A 15,818-nucleotide genomic window follows, 5' to 3' on the forward strand; every position below is an offset into this window, starting at 1 on the left:
GTGCTGTTTGCGACCTCTGCCGTTTCTTGATGCGCGACGGATGCCGCTTGTTAAGGTCGTGGAAATGGCCGGCAGCCGGAAAGGCTGCCGGCGATCGGTTTAGAGAGCGGCCTTGACCTTCTCGGCGACCTCGGGGGAAACCCACTTGGTCCACATGTCGGGATAGGTTTCGAGGAAGTACTTCGCAGCATCCTCGTTCGTGCCCTGGTTGGCGTCCATCCAGGCGAGAACCTTGCCGACCGTGCCGTTGTCCCACTGGCGGGTCTTCATATAGTCCATGGCGACGCCGGCCTTTTCGGAGAAGGCCTTGGTCACGACGGTAAAGACGTCTGAGGTCGGGTAGGAGTTGACCTTTGGGTTCGCGCAATCCGGCACGGCGGTGCAGGCATCCCAGTCGGCCTTGTCGTGGTCGACGCCGAAGGAGAGCTTGGTCATCTCGTACTTGCCGAGGATGGCGGTCGGTGCCCAGTAGTAGCCCAGCCAGCCGGACTTCTTTTCGAAGGCATTGGCAATCGAGCCGTCGAGGCCGGCAGCCGAACCCGTGTCGACGAGCGTGAAGCCGTCCTTGTCCGCATCGAGCGCGCGATAGAGATTGTCCGTGGAGACCTGGCAGTTCCAGCCCGACGGGCAATTGTGCACGGCGCCCTTCGACGGGTCTTCCGGCGCCGGGAACAGTTCCGGATGCTTCAGAGCGTCCTGAACCGTCTTGATGTCGGGATGTTCGTCGGCGAGGAATTTCGGGATCCACCAGCCTTCCACGCCGCCTTCCGAGAGAAGGGGAGCGAGCTGGATGAGACGGCCTTCCTTGATGGCGGCGTCGAGCGGCGTGCGCACGGCGTTCACCCACATTTCGGGCGCGACGTCAGGCTCGCCCTTCTCGTTCATGGAGGTGAAGGTCGGCATGGTGTCGCCCGTGACCAGCGTCACGGTGCAGCCGTAGCCGCTTTCGAGAATGATCTTGTCGACATGCGCGGCAACGCCAGCCGATGCCCAGTTCATTTCGGCCATGGAAACTTCGCCGCATTCTGCCGCCTGGGCAGAACCGGCAAAGCCATAAAGGCCGGCAGCGATGATGGTGGAAGCAAGGAGCTTCTTCATTAGGTTAAGACCTCCCAGTCTTGGATGCAGCAATCAACCCGGAAGGCAGCGCAGGCTACTGCGTTGTCCCGTCTGCCCGAAAGTCTATCGACAGCCATGGAGGTTCGATGCCAGTGAGGCGAGCCAATCCCCCTGCTGCAAAAGCGCCGATCCCTGTTTTTTGTTCACCGGAGGAACCCTGTCATCCGAGACGTCTTATCGTGCGCTACAGGGGTAGCCTACGGGTTCTCATTGAGAAATCAACCTCCTGCGCGCCGTCTCGTGACGCGGATAAGCCTTCCGGCTCGTCGAGACGCTGGAAATCCGGCAACCGGACGGTGGAAAATTTGGGCGTTTGCTCGCATTCGGGCAAATGTTCGAGAGGTGCTTGCAGAGGTGATGCGGGATGGTCGTTGAATGCGGACATATCCTGTCTTGTCTGCGCCGCTTTGCCGTCCAAAAAAATATTTCGAATTTTTTCAAAAATAGCTGCGATTCATCTTTGCTTAAGCTCCCGATAACGGTCCGGTAAGGATGTGCCGCTATTGGTTTCCTCACGGCGGGGGACATCGCCGCCCGCTCCGGAAAGGTATTGCGTACCGGGGTGACTGGGCTTCGACGCGTATTTGTCGAAAGCCGCCATGCGTATTTTGGCAAGCCGTGTATCACCGCAAGGGATGCACGGCTTTCGCCGTTTCAGGGCGCTGTTTTCCGATGACGGCCCCGACAACAGGCAAAGAAAAACGCCGCCTCCCGGAGAGAGGCGACGTCGTATGCGAGCGGACCTGACGTCGCGCTCGAAGGATCAGCCGACGTTGCGCGTGCGGATGAAGCCGAGCGGGCCGAACGGCGCGTCCATGACGACGTTGCGCACGCGGGACTGGCTCTGGGGAACGATGCCGTTCCAGGCGATCTGTACGAAGTTCGGCTTGCTGAAGATGAACAGCATGGTCTTTGTCCTAAAAATCCGAAGCCACGCGCCTCGGCTGTCTGATGACGTGGATATAGGCGCAATCAGGCCCGATGTCACGATCGTTCACGGCGCAAAATGTCGCAGAATGAACAGCAGATCAGTCCTGCGGATTTTGCATGACGGGCTGTTGCTGAAATACATCGGATCACGGTGATCGATTGCGGCAAGATTGCGGTAAATCAGGGCTTTTCGGCGGCGGGGCCGAATGCTAGGAGGGCGTCATGGTGAGAACGATCATGCTTCAGGGCACCGGCTCGGATGTCGGAAAAACGGTATTGGTGGCAGGGCTCTGCCGCATCGCCGCCAATCGCGGGCTGAAGGTGCGTCCCTTCAAGCCGCAAAACATGTCCAACAACGCCGCCGTTTCGGCCGATGGCGGCGAGATCGGCCGTGCGCAGTGGCTGCAATCGCTTGCCGCCCGCGTGCCGTCCTCCGTGCATATGAACCCGGTGCTTTTGAAGCCGCAGTCGGATGTCGGCAGCCAGATCATTCTGCAGGGCAACGTATTCGGCCAGGCGAAGGGGCGCGACTACCAGGCGCTGAAGCCGAAGCTGATGGGCGCGGTCTTGGAAAGTTTCGGGATTATCAGCGAAGGTGCGGATCTCGTCGTCGTGGAAGGGGCGGGCTCGCCGGCGGAAATCAACCTGCGTGCCGGCGACATCGCCAATATGGGCTTTGCGACGCGGGCGAATGTGCCGGTCGTGCTGGTCGGCGACATCGATCGCGGCGGCGTCATCGCCTCGCTGGTCGGCACCCATGCGATCCTGCCGGAGGAAGACCGGCGCATGGTGACGGGCTATCTCATCAACAAGTTCCGCGGTGACGTGACGCTGTTCGACAGCGGCATTTCCGAAATCGCCCGCTTCACCGGTTGGCCCTGCTTCGGCGTCGTGCCGTGGCTGAAGCAGGCGGCGCATCTGCCGGCGGAGGATTCCGTCGTGCTGGAGCGGCTTGCCAAGGGCGGAGCAGGGGCGCTGAAGGTGGCCGTGCCCGTCCTGCCGCGCATTGCCAATTTCGACGATCTCGATCCGCTCAAGGCCGAGCCGCAGGTCGATCTGGTCTTCGTGCGGCCGGGCGAGCGGCTTCCGGCCGATGCCGGCCTCGTCGTGCTGCCCGGCTCGAAATCCACCATTTCCGACCTTCGCGACTTCCGCGCTGCCGGCTGGGACAAGGACCTCCAGCTTCATATGCGCCGCGGCGGCCGCGTCATCGGCATCTGCGGCGGCTACCAGATGCTCGGGCAGCGCGTCACCGACCCGCTCGGCATCGAGGGCAGCGAGCGCGAAGTCCAAGGGTTGGGCCTTTTGGCTGTCGAAACCGAGATGGCGCCGGAAAAGACCGTGCGCAACAGCAGTGCCCGCTCCCTGCAATATGATGTGCCGCTGGAGGGCTACGAGATCCATCTCGGCCGTACCACAGGCCCTGACGTCCTTCGTCCGTCCGTCAGCATCAACGGGCGGCCGGATGGCGCGGTCTCCGCCGATGGGCGGGTCATGGGCACTTATCTGCACGGGCTTCTGTCCAGCGACGCGTATCGCGCCCGGCTTCTCGCCGATTTCGGCATCGAGGGTGGTGGCTTCGATTATCGTGCAAGTGTCGATGCCGCGCTCGACGGTGTCGCGGCGGAGCTGGAATCCGTTCTCGATCCCGCCTGGCTCGATAGTCTCCTACAGCCAATCCGATGAAACGGGGCTGATTAAATCAGCGCTCTCAAACGTACAGCCATCAGGTTCCCTGCTGCCGCTCTGCCGCACCAAAGTTGCGCCAGAATTCGGTGCGAGGAGTGATGGAAATCCGCCCGGACGACCGGGCGCAGGCGCCCCGCGCGATCCAAAAGGGTGAGATATATGGGTTCTGGACCTCTCGCACGCTCCGTTCTGGCCGGCCTTCTCGGGCTGTCGCTGGCCGGCATGCCCGCCGTTGCCTTCGCGCAGGCCGCCACCGGCAAGGAAGCCGGCAGCGCCGGCAAGCGCTGGGAGGAGGAGTTTTCGCTCTGGCAGAAGGTCTCGTCCGGCAGCGATGTCGCCCAGTACGAGGGTTATCTGAAGCAATATCCCAACGGCACCTTCGCCTCCATGGCCCGCCTTCGCATCGCCGAATTGCAGGCCGCCGCCAAGGAGAGGCCTGCCAAGAGCGTGACCGCAGAGGCGGAAGCCAAGGCCAAGGCCGAGGAAGCCGCCGCTGCCGAGAAGGCGAAGGCGGACGAAGAAGCGAAGAAGGCGGCCGAGGCCAAGCAGGCGGAAGAGGCGCAGAAAGCCGCTGAGGCTGAAAAGACCAAGGCTGAAGAGGAGACCCGTAAAGCCGCCGAAGCGAAGAAGGCCGCAGACGAAGCCCAGAAGGCGGCCGAAGCCAAAAAAGCCGAAGAGGAAGCCCTGAAGGCGGCCGAGGCGAAGAAGGCTGCGGAAGCGGCGCAGAAGGCTGCCGAGGCGGAAAAGGCCAAGGTCGAGCAGGAGGCCGCGCGCCTGAGGGCTGAAGCCGAGGCCAAGCAGGCCGAGGAAGCCGCCGCCGCCCGCAAGCTTGCCGATGAAAAGGCTGCGGCGGAAGAGAAGGCGAAGACCGAAGCCGCCGCTGCTGAAAAGGCCAAGGCGGAAGCCGCTGCGGCGGAAAAGGCAAAGGCTGAAGAGGCCGCCCGCCTGAAGGCGGAAGCCGAGCAAAAGGAAGCGGAAGCCCGCGCGGTTGTCGAAAAGCAGGCCGCTGAAGCCGAGCGCCTGAAGGCGGAGGCGGATGCCGCCGCTGAGAAGGCCAAGGCTGAAGAGGCCGCACGCTTGAAGGCCGAGGCGGATCGCCAGAAGGCCGAAGAAGCTGCTGCGGCGGAAAAGGCCCGTGCCGAAGAGGAAGCGGCCGCCCGCCAGGAAGCCGAGGCCAAGCGCATCGAGGCGGAAAAGGTTGCCGCCGCCGAGAAGGCCAAGATCGAGGAGGAGGCCGCCGCTGCCCGCAAGCTCGCCGAAGAGAAGGCTGCGGAAGTCGAACGCCTGAAGGCCGAGGCCGCCAAGGCGGCGGCCGATGCCGAAGCCAAGGCCGCGGAAGCCGCGCGTCTTGCCGATGAGGCAGAGAAGCGCGCCGAAGAGGCCGCCGCTGCCCAGAAGCCCGCGGATAGCCAGGAACCGGCCGATAGCGCAGATGATGCGACGGCTGCGCGTGAAAACGCGCCGCAGGACGCCGACAGCGACAATGGCGCGCGCGCCGTCGAAGAGGCGGCGGCCGCAAAACGTGCGGAAGACAAGACGTTCCAAGGCGCTGTCGCCGATGGTTCGGAGAAGGCTTACAAGGACTATCTCTACCAATATCCCCAGGGTCGCTATGTCGATGACGCCCGCAAGCGCATCGCCGCCCTGAGCGCCAAGCCGGAAACGCAGATGGACGAGGACGCGGCAACCGCCGACGCTACGCGCAAGGCCGAGCCGGTCGTCGATCCGCGCGAGACCTATATGGACCGCTCCGTTCGCGCCCAGGCCCAGCGCTACCTGAGCCTGCTCGGCTACAACACCTATGGTGCCGACGGCGTCTTCGGCCCGCGCTCTCGCGCGGCGATCGCCGCCTGGCAGGGCGCGTCCGGCTATCGCGCAGACGGTTACCTGCCGCGCCAGCAATTCCGCGCGCTGCGCGAGGCCGCGCAATATGCCGAGACCCGGCAGGCACGGCAGAATCGCCAGCGCCGCTACCAGCAGCGCGACTACGACGTGCTGGAAGGCCCCGTCGATGGCTACTATGACGGCCCCTATTACCGCGACGACGGCTATTACAACGATGGCGGCGGCGTGGTGATCATCCCCGGCTATTGAGTTTGCGACGGCCGGACGGCGGTTTTGGCACAGGCCATGCCGCTGCCGGTCGATTGACTTCCCGGGGCGGGAAGCATAATCATCAGCGATATTGGATGGTTCCTTGGTCCGGAAACGGACCGGGGAGTAAATGGGAATGTGACGCGGTGGACCCAATCAGGGCGCTGCAATCACGGCCGACCCCGCGACTGTAGAGTAGCGAGGGACGCCCATCCGGAGGGGAGGATGTTCGCGGCGAAGGGCAATGGTGCCTGAAATCGCGAAACGAGAACCAGCCGGAAAAGCCACTGGGTGGCATCACGATAGCCGGGGTTGGACGCCTCTTTTTCTACGAATCGTCCGCCTCTCGTGATTGCCGGAAAACCTGGGAAGGCGAGGGTGACCCGGAGGCGCTGACGCGCCGGACGCTGCGAGCCAGGAGACCTGCCAGACAATGAGGGCATATCGCCCGCCCAGGGGAATTTTCCCCGCTGCCTGCACGGAGGTTGTCATGGCTGTTTCTACCACGTCTTCTGTTGTTCTTTCCGCAAACGATCGTCTCGTTGCCGGCGTTTTCGCCCTGCTGCTCGGCGCCTTCCTCGTCTTCGGCGCCGGCCTTGCGAATTCGGCCGTGCTGCACGACACGGCACACGACACGCGTCACTCCTACGGCTTTCCCTGCCACTAAGGAGTTCTCGACATGATCGTTCGTTATCTCCTGGCTGCCCTGGTGGCCGGGTTGTTCTCCGGCGTGCTCATGACGGCCGCCCAGGAGGCCCGAGTCGTGCCGTTGATTCTGCACGCCGAAGAGTTCGAGGGTGAAGCCGCCCCGGCCGGCGACGGCACCACGCCCGCGACATCAGATGGTGCTGCCACGACGCAGGAGCATTCCTCGCTCGGTGCCGTGATCCTCGATGTCGCCTCGGCGCTCTCGCCTATCTCGGTCGCCTATGCCCATGAGGGCGAGGACCACGAGGACGGCGGCATCATGTTCGGCATGAGCCGCTTCTCCGGCACGCTTCTGGCAAACCTCGTCACGGGCACCGGCTTTGCTCTGCTGCTCGCCGGCTTCAGCCTCGTTTCCGGCAATCCCATCACCGTTGCCAACGGTGCGCTGTGGGGGGCTGCCGGCTGGCTTGCCGTGCATATGCTGCCGGCCATAGGCCTGCCGCCGGAGCTTCCGGGCTTCCCGGCTGCCGATCTGACCCAGCGCCAGATCTGGTGGGTTGCGACGGTCGCGCTTTCGGCGGCGGGTCTCTACCTGCTGTTCCTGAAGCCGGGCATCGTCTCCAAGGTTGCCGGTGTCGTGCTTCTAGCCGCCCCGCAGGTCTATGGCGCGCCGCAGCCGTCCGACATTTCCAGCAACGTTCCGGCCGTTCTCGGCGCGGAATTTGCCGTCGCGGCGCTCGCTACTACGCTGTTCTTCTGGATCGTGCTCGGCCTCTCGCTCGGCTTTGCCAACGAGAAGATCGCCAGGGCAGCCTGACATGAAACAGACATCGCCCGGAGCCGTCCTGGTTCTGGGCGGTGCGCGTTCCGGAAAATCCGCTTTTGCCGAAAGGCTGGTCGCCGAGACCGGCCTTTCGCGTCATTATATCGCCACCGGCCGCGCCTGGGATGACGAGATGCGCGAACGCATCGCCAAACACCGGGAAGATCGCGGAAAAGGCTGGGAAACACACGAGGAGCCGATTGCGCTCGCGGCCTGCATCAAGGATGTGGCGCGCGAGGACCGGACGGTCCTCATCGATTGCCTGACGCTCTGGCTCACCAATCTAATGCTGGAGGAGCGGGATATCACACAGGAATTCGCCGGCCTTTTGTCGGCCATCAACGACGCGCCGGGTCGTCTTGTCTTCGTATCGAACGAAGTCGGCCTTGGCATCGTGCCGGAAAATCGCATGGCGCGTGACTTTCGCGACCATGCCGGGCGGCTGCACCAGCAGGTCGCGGCCCTCGTACCGGAAGTCTATTTTATCGCGGCCGGACTGCCGCTGAAAATGAAGGGTTGAGCCTATGCTGCAACAGAAGATCCCCGCCACCGTCATCACCGGCTTCCTCGGGGCTGGCAAGACCACGATGATCCGCAACCTGCTGCAGAATGCCGGCGGCAAGCGCATCGCGCTCATCATCAACGAGTTCGGCGATCTCGGCGTCGATGGCGACGTGCTGAAGGGCTGCGGCGCTGAGGCCTGCACCGAGGACGACATCATCGAACTCACCAACGGCTGCATCTGCTGCACCGTCGCCGATGACTTCATCCCCACCATGACGAAGCTCCTGGAGCGCGAAAACCGTCCCGATCATATCGTCATCGAGACCTCGGGCCTTGCGCTGCCGCAGCCGCTGATCGCCGCCTTCAACTGGCCGGAAATCAAGACGCAGGTGACGGTCGATGGCGTCATTACCGTGGTCGACAGCGCTGCCGTCGCCGCCGGCCGTTTTGCCGACGACCATGACAAAGTGGACGCGCTGCGTGTCGAGGACGACAATCTCGACCACGAAAGCCCGCTGGAAGAACTCTTCGAAGACCAGCTCACCGCCGCCGATCTCATCGTCCTCAACAAGACGGATCTTCTCGACGCCGCCGGTGTGCTTGCCGTGCGTGACGAGGTCGCCTCGCGTATCGCCCGCAAGCCGTCGATGATCGAGGCGAAGAACGGCGAAGTCGCCGCCGCTGTCCTGCTCGGCCTCGGCGTCGGCACGGAAGACGATATCGCCAACCGAAAGTCGCACCACGAGCTGGAGCACGAGAACGGCGAGGAGCACGATCACGACGAGTTCGACAGTTTTGTTGTGGAATTGCCGGCGATTGCCGAGCCTGCCGCCTTCATCGAGCGCCTGAAGGGCGTGATCGCCGAACATGACGTGCTGCGCGTCAAGGGTTTTGCCGATGTTCCCGGCAAGCCGCTGCGCCTGCTCATCCAGGCCGTCGGCACGCGTATCGACAATTACTTCGAACGCGCGTGGGCCGCCGGTGAGACCCGCGGCACCCGCCTCGTCGTGATCGGCCTGCATGACATGGACGAGCAAGCCGTGCGCGCTGCCATCGCCGCGGCGGTGTGATTTTCGACATGAGCGTGCAGCAGTCCCCTTCGTCCTCGTTTCCGGTGCGGCCCGGCTATGTCTGGCTTGCCGTGCCGGTGGGTCCTCGGGTCAAGCCCGAGGATGACGGTGGGGAGGGGAGGTTTCGGTCTGCATCGATCGGTGCAGCAGAGGTAACCGTCGCTGCTGTGCGTCGTCCTCCTCTTCTTTCGTTGTGTCAGGGCTTGACCCGAGGATCCACCCGCACGGCACGCCGGCAAAGGGGAGGCACCGCATGCATCTCCTGCTAGCCCAGAAGGGCACCATCGCCGATGGCAAGGAGGCGATCGACCTTGGCCAGACGCCGGGCGATATCCTTTTCCTCACCGCCGCCGATACCGAACTCGCCGCTATCGCCGCAGCCCACCGAGCGCGCGGCACGGATACGCGCCTGCGCCTCGCCAGCCTCGCGACGCTGTCGCATCCGATGTCGGTCGATACCTATATCGAGCGCACGGCGCGTCACGCCAAGCTCATCGTCATCCGCGCCCTCGGCGGCGCCAGCTATTTTCGCTACGTGCTGGAGGCCTTGCTGGCGACATCCGTCGCCAACGATATCAAGCTCGTGGCATTGCCCGGCGATGACCGGCCGGACGACGGCCTGGTTCCCTTCAACCGCATCGACGACACCGACCGCCAGAACCTCTGGGCCTATCTCAACGAGGGCGGTGCCGACAATGCGGATCGTTTCCTTGCCTATGCGGAGGCCGTTGCCTTCGGTGGCGATAAGCCGGAGCCTGCGATGCCGCTCGAAAAGGCCGGCATCTGGTGGCCGGGGCGGGGTGTTGTGGATGTGGAGATGTGGCGGGAAGAGGCCACGGGTAGAATGGTAGCGGGGGAGGGATTCGAACCGCCGACGGCCGCGATCTCTTTCTACCGCGCCTATATCCAAAGCGGCGAAACCCGCCCGGTTGAAATGCTGATCGAGGCGCTGGCGGCCGAGGGCATCCGCGCCCTGCCGCTTTTCGTCTCCAGCCTCAAGGAACCCGTTTCCATCGAAACGGTCCGCGCAGCCTTCGCGGAGATCCGGCCCGAAGTCGTGCTCAATGCCACGAGCTTCGCCGTCTCCGCCCCCGGCGCCGGCCGCAAGCCGACGGTGCTGGACGAGACCGGTGCGCCGGTGTTGCAGGTCGTGTTCTCCGGTTCCTCGCGCGAGGCGTGGGAAGCATCCGGACAGGGGCTGACGGCGCGCGATCTCGGCATGAACGTCTCGCTGCCGGAGGTCGATGGCCGCGTGCTCTCCCGTGCCGTCTCCTTCAAGGCCGCCGCGCGTTACGACGAGCGCGTCGAAACCAACATCGTCAGCCTCGACCCCGTCGAGGACCGCATCCGCTTCGTGGCGAAACTTGCCGCCGGCTGGGCGCGGCTCAGGCGGGCAAAGCCGGCCGAACGCCGCATCGCGCTGGTCATGGCGAACTATCCGAACCGCGACGGCCGGCTTGGAAACGGCGTCGGCCTCGATACGCCGGCCGGTACGATGGAAGTGCTGCGCGCTATGGCTGCGGAAGGCTATGCGATCGCCGATCTGCCGGAGGATGGCGACGCGCTGATCGCCCACCTGATGGCAGGCCCGACCAATGCGGCAAACGACGGCCGTGAAATCCGCGAAACGCTTTCGCTGAATCATTACAAGGCGTTCTTCGCGTCGCTTCCGAAGTCGATTCAGGACGAGATGACCGCCCGCTGGGGTGCGCCGGAAGATGATCCCTTCGTCACCGGAGACGTCTTTGCCCTGCCGCTCGCTCGTTTCGGCGAGACGCTGGTCGGTATCCAGCCGGCGCGTGGCTACAATATCGATCCGAAGGACACCTATCACTCGCCGGATCTCGTGCCGCCGCATGGCTATCTTGCCTTCTATGCCTTCCTGCGCCAGCACTATGGCGCGCATGCCATCGTGCATATGGGTAAACACGGCAATCTCGAATGGCTGCCCGGCAAGGCGCTGGCACTGTCGGAGGCCTGTTATCCGGAGGCCGTGCTCGGCCCCGTGCCGCATCTCTATCCCTTCATCGTCAACGATCCCGGCGAGGGCACCCAGGCCAAGCGCCGCTCCGCCGCCGTCATCATCGACCACCTGACGCCGCCCTTGACACGCGCCGAGACCTACGGCCCGCTGAAGGACCTCGAAGCGCTCGTCGACGAATATTACGATGCCTCCGGTGGCGACCCGCGGCGCATCAAGCTCCTGACGAAGCAGATCCTCGATCTGGTGCGCGATATCGGCCTCGACAGCGATGCCGGCATCGGCAAGTCGGACGGCGAAGAGGCGGCGCTGCAAAAGCTCGACGCCTATCTCTGCGACCTGAAGGAAATGCAGATCCGCGACGGCCTGCATGTCTTCGGCGTGTCGCCGGAGGGGCGGCTTCTCACCGATCTGACGGTGGCGCTCGCCCGCGTGCCGCGTGGTCTGGGCGAGGGCGGCGAGGCGAGCCTGCAGCGGGCGATCGCGTTGGATGCTTTGGGCGGCACGACGTTCGATCCGCTCGACTGCATCAGTTCCGATGCGTGGAGTGGGCCGCGCCCCGATATGCTTGCTGAGCAGCTCGATGCGCCGTGGCGTAGCAATGGCGACACGGTGGAACGCATCGAGTTTCTCGCCGCAAAGCTGGTGGAGGGCACGTTGGCCTGCCCGGATGAGTGGGCGGCCACCCGCGCCGTGCTCGACACGATCGAGACGTCCATCCGCCCCGCCATCGCCGCCTGCGGCCCGGCCGAAATCTCGGCGCTGATGCGCGGCCTCGATGGCCGCTTCATCGAGCCCGGTCCCTCCGGCGCGCCGACGCGCGGCCGGCCGGATGTGCTGCCCACGGGCCGTAATTTCTACTCCGTCGACAGCCGCGCCGTGCCGACGCCGGCCGCCTGGGAACTCGGCAGGAAATCCGCGGAACTCATCGTCACGCGCTATGCGCAGGACCACGGCGAATGGCCGACCTCCTTCGGCATCACCGCCTGGGGCACCTCCAACATGCGCACCGGCGGCGATGATATCGCGCAGGCCATGGCGCTGATCGGCGTCAAGCCGGCCTGGGACATGGCATCGCGCCGCGTCACCGGCTTCGAGATCATCCCGCCCGCCATGCTGCGCCATCCGCGCGTCGACGTGACGCTGCGCATTTCCGGCTTCTTTCGCGATGCCTTCCCCGAGCAGATTGCGCTCTTCGACCGCGCCGTGCGTACCGTCGGAGCCCTCGATGAGGACGACGCGGACAATCCCATCGCCGCCCGCATGCGGGCCGAAGCGGCAGCGCTTGCGGCAAGGGGGGCTTCCGAAGCGGACGCCGCCAAACAGGCCGGCTTCCGCATCTTCGGCGCGAAGACCGGTGGCTATGGCGCCGGCTTGCAAACCATGATGGACGAGGGGCTTTGGACGGATCGTGGGGATCTCGCTGAAGCCTGGCTCGAATGGGGGGCGCACGCCTATGACGGCGAGGGCGACAGCGTGCCGATGCGCGAGCGACTGGAGGCGCGCATGAAGAGCCTGCAAGCCGTGATCCAGAACCAGGACAGCCGCGAGCACGACCTGCTCGACAGCGACGAATATTACCAGTTCGAGGGCGGCATGGCGGCCGCCGTGCAGCATCTCTCCGGCCAGCAGCCGGTCATCTATCATAACGACCTGTCGCGCCCGGAAAAGCCTGTCGTGCGCACGCTGGAAGACGAGATCGGCCGCGTCGTGCGCGCCCGCGTCGTCAATCCCAAATGGATCGATGGCGTCATGCGCCATGGCTACAAGGGTGCCTTCGAGATCGCCGCGACGGTCGATTTCATGTTTGCCTTCGCCGCCACGACGGGCGCGGTGAAGGACCATCATTTCGAAGCCGCCTATCAGGCCTATGTGCTGGATGAGCGCGTGCGCGATTTCCTGATGCAGAAGAACCCGGCGGCGCTTGCCGAAATGGCGGCGCGTTTTGCCGAGGCGATCGACCGGGGCCTGTGGACGCCGCGCTCCAATTCCGCGCGTTTCGAACTGGACATGCTGGGCGCCCGCAAGGCGTCCTAAAGCAATCCCAGCAAAAATGCGAAGCGGTTTTGCGTCCGGAATTGCGCCCACAAAAAGAGTAGGGAAGGAAACTAAAATGACCGAGAACCACGACGAAACCGCCGGTATGACCGAGGCCGAGCTCGCCCGCCATTCGGAGAAGATGGCGAAGAAGAAGAACGCCCGGGAAAAGATCATGGCGACGAAGACCGACGAAAAGGGTCTCATCGTCGTCCACACCGGCAAGGGCAAGGGCAAGTCGACCGCCGGCTTCGGCATGATCTTTCGCCACATCGCCCACAAGATGCCCTGCGCCGTCGTGCAGTTCATCAAGGGGGCGTGGGCCACAGGAGAACGCGACCTGATCGAGGCGCATTTTGCAGATATCTGCCAGTTCTATACGCTCGGCGAAGGTTTTACCTGGGAAACGCAGGACCGCGCCCGCGACGTCGCGATGGCGGAAAAGGCCTGGGAAAAGGCCAAGGAACTGATCCGCGACGAGCGCAATTCCATGGTGCTGCTCGACGAGATCAACATCGCCCTGCGCTACGACTATCTCGACGTCAACGCGGTCATCGACTTCCTGAAAACGGAAAAGCCCTACATGACCCATGTCGTGCTGACGGGCCGCAACGCCAAGGAAGAGCTGATCGAGATTGCCGATCTCGCCACCGAGATGGAACTGCTCAAGCACCCGTTCCGCTCGGGCATCAAGGCCCAGCAGGGCGTTGAGTTCTGATGCCTTTTACCAGTCGAGCCAGACGCGCAGCGGGTGGCTCGGATCGGCCATCAGGCGGATGGCGAGCGCAATCGAGGTAACGACGAGCAGCGGCTTGATGATTTTCGCGCCGCTTCTCATCGCGACACGCGAGCCCGCCTGCGCGCCGAGGAACTGCCCGGCGCCCATGACGAGGCCGACCTTCCACAGGATGACGCCGTAGAACAGGAAGACGGCGAAGGCGCCGACATTCGAGCCGAAATTCAGGAGCTTGGTGTGCGCCGTCGCCTTGAGCACGCCGAAGCCGGCGAGCGTCACGAAGGCCAGCATGAAGAACGAGCCGGTACCGGGGCCGAACACGCCGTCATAGAAGCCGATGGCCGGCACGATGGTGACGGTGAAGAGGAAGACACTCATGCGGCGGTGTTTGTCGACATCGCCGATATTCGGCTTCAGGCCGAAATAGACGGCGATCGCCACCAGCAGGAAGGGCAGGATCGCCTTCAGCACATCGCCGGGGACGATGGTGGCGAGCAGCGCGCCGAAGACGGCGCCGAGCGCCGAAAGGGCCGCCATCGGCAATTGCTCCGACAGCCGCACATGGCCGGCGCGCGCATAGGCAAGCGTCGCCGAGCCCGAGCCGAACAGCGATTGCAGCTTGTTGGTGCCCAACGTTTCCAGTGGCGGGATGCCGGCGATCAGCATGGCGGGAATGGTGATCATGCCGCCGCCGCCGGCGATGGAATCGATGAAGCCCGCGAGAAAGGCCGCGAGAAACAGGAAGACGAGGATGTGGAGGGCGATATCGGCCAAGGCGGGACTCGGGGACATTGGGAAACGGTGTTTCCCGATTTCTGTCAGACTGCGGGGGTAAAAGCAAAGCCCGCCTGCTTCAACACTCTTGTGCTCCATGCGCAACGCGGATCAAACGGAAGGCGAGCGGCATTGTAGGGTGATCCTGCAACGAAGAGGTGAGGCGATGGTGGAAACGGAGTGGACGAAGGGTGCGGCGGAGGCGGCGGGCTTCGATGCCGGTCTTGAACGCAAGCTGCTCGCCGGCATCGAATCGGGCCTGATCCGCGATGTGCATGCGGTGTTGATCAACCGCGGCGACAGGCTGGTGCTGGAGCATTATCGCGCCGGGCCGGATGAGAGCTGGGGCAGGTCGCTCGGCACCGTCGCCTTCGATGCGCAGACGCTGCACGATCTCCGCTCGATGACGAAGAGCGTCACCAGCCTGCTTTACGGCATTGCGCTCGACCGTGGCCTGGTTCCGCCCCCCGAAGCGCCGCTTCTGGCGCAATTCCCCGAATATGCCGATCTCGCCGCCGATCCGGCCCGTGCGGGCCAGACGATCGGCCATGCGCTTTCCATGACGCTCGGCCTCGCCTGGGACGAGTACCGGTCCTATGCCGATCCCCTCAACAGCGAGATCGCCATGGAGAATGCTCCGGATCGTTATCGCTTCGCGCTCGAACAGGCGGTCTTGCACGCGCCTGGCACGCATTGGACCTATTCGGGCGGTGCGACGGCGCTTGTCGGGGCGATCATCGAACGTGGTACGGGGCAGCGTATCGATGACTTTGCCCGAGAGGCGCTGTTTGCGCCGCTCGGTATCACGCATTTCGAGTGGCTAAGCGGGGCGGATGGTATTGCCTCGCCGGCATCGGGCCTACGCCTCACGGCCCGTGATCTCCTGCGCATCGGCCGCCTCGTGCTGGACGGCGGGTGTGTCGGCGAGCGGCAAGTCGTGTCGCGAGCATGGATCGAAACTTCGCTGGCGCCGAAAGCCACGACGGATGACGGTCTCGGCTACGGCTATTTCTGGTTTCTCGGCGAGGCGCCGGTTCTGGGTGTGCCAAAACCCTGGATGGCCGGTTTCGGCAATGGCGGCCAGCGGCTCTGGCTGATGCCGGAGGCGGATATCGCCTGCGTCATCTTCTCCGGCAATTACAATGCGCCGGATGCCTGGGTGTCGCCGACACGTCTCTGGCGAGAAATCATTCTCGCCAATCTGACGAACCTCTAGCGCATGCCGTTTCCGGCGTCCCGGATGCCGCAAACCGGTTTGACCGAGCTTACGCCCTCCGGTACTAAGAAAGCTGCGACGGTGCCCGCTGGGCGGGCCGAGCGGTGTCCGGTGCGGCCGACCCAGACGGGGCCAGAACCGGAACTGTCGGAAGACGGCGAGGCCGGGCTCTTTCGCGTGGAATTTTGCGAGAGACC

General features: G+C 64.2%; 12 protein-coding genes and 1 riboswitch. Of the genes, 9 read left to right on the forward strand and 3 right to left on the reverse strand.

From position 1 onward, the window contains the following. Window positions 1-99 precede the first annotated feature (99 nt). Together AC27VQ_RS22565 and AC27VQ_RS22570 are read right to left on the reverse strand one after the other, a co-directional pair. Window positions 100-1,098, reverse strand: coding sequence for an ABC transporter substrate-binding protein (locus AC27VQ_RS22565; RefSeq protein WP_313529655.1), 999 nt, complete (start codon window positions 1,096-1,098; stop codon window positions 100-102). 784 nt (window positions 1,099-1,882) lie between these two features. Next, a complete protein-coding gene (locus tag AC27VQ_RS22570) occupies window positions 1,883-2,026 on the reverse strand; it encodes a hypothetical protein (protein ID WP_257948558.1) in 144 nt (47 codons plus the stop codon). A 245-nt stretch (window positions 2,027-2,271) separates the two neighbouring features. Here AC27VQ_RS22570 and AC27VQ_RS22575 point away from each other — a divergent pair, with 245 nt between their 5' ends. From AC27VQ_RS22575 to cobO, 8 genes are all read left to right on the forward strand, one after another. Further along, window positions 2,272-3,735 carry a cobyric acid synthase gene (locus AC27VQ_RS22575; RefSeq protein WP_488718074.1) on the forward strand — a complete coding sequence of 488 codons (1,464 nt, stop codon included), beginning with the start codon at window positions 2,272-2,274 and terminating at the stop codon, window positions 3,733-3,735. 162 nt (window positions 3,736-3,897) lie between these two features. Then, window positions 3,898-5,832, forward strand: a complete 1,935-nt coding sequence (locus tag AC27VQ_RS22580) for a peptidoglycan-binding domain-containing protein (RefSeq protein WP_488718075.1) — start codon at window positions 3,898-3,900, stop codon at window positions 5,830-5,832. Between the two features lie 79 nt (window positions 5,833-5,911). Then, window positions 5,912-6,277, forward strand: a riboswitch (cobalamin riboswitch). A 45-nt stretch (window positions 6,278-6,322) separates the two neighbouring features. Further along, window positions 6,323-6,499, forward strand: coding sequence for a CbtB domain-containing protein (locus tag AC27VQ_RS22585; protein ID WP_313529664.1), 177 nt, complete (start codon window positions 6,323-6,325; stop codon window positions 6,497-6,499). 12 nt (window positions 6,500-6,511) lie between these two features. After that, window positions 6,512-7,297, forward strand: a complete 786-nt coding sequence (locus tag AC27VQ_RS22590; protein WP_488718076.1) for a CbtA family protein — start codon at window positions 6,512-6,514, stop codon at window positions 7,295-7,297. Between the two features lies 1 nt (window position 7,298). Further along, entirely contained in the window at window positions 7,299-7,823 is a 525-nt protein-coding gene (gene cobU / locus AC27VQ_RS22595) for a bifunctional adenosylcobinamide kinase/adenosylcobinamide-phosphate guanylyltransferase (RefSeq protein WP_488718077.1), read from the forward strand. 4 nt (window positions 7,824-7,827) lie between these two features. Further along, a complete protein-coding gene (gene cobW / locus AC27VQ_RS22600; RefSeq protein WP_488718078.1) occupies window positions 7,828-8,877 on the forward strand; it encodes a cobalamin biosynthesis protein CobW in 1,050 nt (349 codons plus the stop codon). A gap of 253 nt (window positions 8,878-9,130) precedes the next feature. Then, complete coding sequence (gene cobN / locus AC27VQ_RS22605) at window positions 9,131-12,895, forward strand: cobaltochelatase subunit CobN (RefSeq protein ID WP_488718079.1); 3,765 nt, start codon at window positions 9,131-9,133, stop codon at window positions 12,893-12,895. Between the two features lie 76 nt (window positions 12,896-12,971). Then, window positions 12,972-13,613 carry a cob(I)yrinic acid a,c-diamide adenosyltransferase gene (cobO, locus tag AC27VQ_RS22610; RefSeq protein ID WP_313529676.1) on the forward strand — a complete coding sequence of 214 codons (642 nt, stop codon included), beginning with the start codon at window positions 12,972-12,974 and terminating at the stop codon, window positions 13,611-13,613. Window positions 13,614-13,619: 6 nt separating this feature from the next. Here cobO and AC27VQ_RS22615 read toward each other — a convergent pair whose 3' ends face one another. Further along, a complete protein-coding gene (locus tag AC27VQ_RS22615) occupies window positions 13,620-14,423 on the reverse strand; it encodes a TSUP family transporter (RefSeq protein ID WP_488718080.1) in 804 nt (267 codons plus the stop codon). Between the two features lie 148 nt (window positions 14,424-14,571). Here AC27VQ_RS22615 and AC27VQ_RS22620 point away from each other — a divergent pair, with 148 nt between their 5' ends. Continuing rightward, window positions 14,572-15,621, forward strand: a complete 1,050-nt coding sequence (locus AC27VQ_RS22620) for a serine hydrolase domain-containing protein (protein ID WP_488718081.1) — start codon at window positions 14,572-14,574, stop codon at window positions 15,619-15,621. Window positions 15,622-15,818: the final 197 nt, after the last annotated feature.

This window comes from Shinella sp. 20P9.1.1, from assembly GCF_057798995.1.

Coding starts and splice junctions, on each gene's coding strand:
- AC27VQ_RS22565 (WP_313529655.1), bottom strand. CDS start 1,098: ATGAAGAAGCTCCTTGCTTCCACCATCATCGCTGCCGGCCTTTATGGC.
- AC27VQ_RS22570 (WP_257948558.1), bottom strand. CDS start 2,026: ATGCTGTTCATCTTCAGCAAGCCGAACTTCGTACAGATCGCCTGGAAC.
- AC27VQ_RS22575 (WP_488718074.1), top strand. CDS start 2,272: ATGGTGAGAACGATCATGCTTCAGGGCACCGGCTCGGATGTCGGAAAA.
- AC27VQ_RS22580 (WP_488718075.1), top strand. CDS start 3,898: ATGGGTTCTGGACCTCTCGCACGCTCCGTTCTGGCCGGCCTTCTCGGG.
- AC27VQ_RS22585 (WP_313529664.1), top strand. CDS start 6,323: ATGGCTGTTTCTACCACGTCTTCTGTTGTTCTTTCCGCAAACGATCGT.
- AC27VQ_RS22590 (WP_488718076.1), top strand. CDS start 6,512: ATGATCGTTCGTTATCTCCTGGCTGCCCTGGTGGCCGGGTTGTTCTCC.
- cobU (WP_488718077.1), top strand. CDS start 7,299: ATGAAACAGACATCGCCCGGAGCCGTCCTGGTTCTGGGCGGTGCGCGT.
- cobW (WP_488718078.1), top strand. CDS start 7,828: ATGCTGCAACAGAAGATCCCCGCCACCGTCATCACCGGCTTCCTCGGG.
- cobN (WP_488718079.1), top strand. CDS start 9,131: ATGCATCTCCTGCTAGCCCAGAAGGGCACCATCGCCGATGGCAAGGAG.
- cobO (WP_313529676.1), top strand. CDS start 12,972: ATGACCGAGAACCACGACGAAACCGCCGGTATGACCGAGGCCGAGCTC.
- AC27VQ_RS22615 (WP_488718080.1), bottom strand. CDS start 14,423: ATGTCCCCGAGTCCCGCCTTGGCCGATATCGCCCTCCACATCCTCGTC.
- AC27VQ_RS22620 (WP_488718081.1), top strand. CDS start 14,572: ATGGTGGAAACGGAGTGGACGAAGGGTGCGGCGGAGGCGGCGGGCTTC.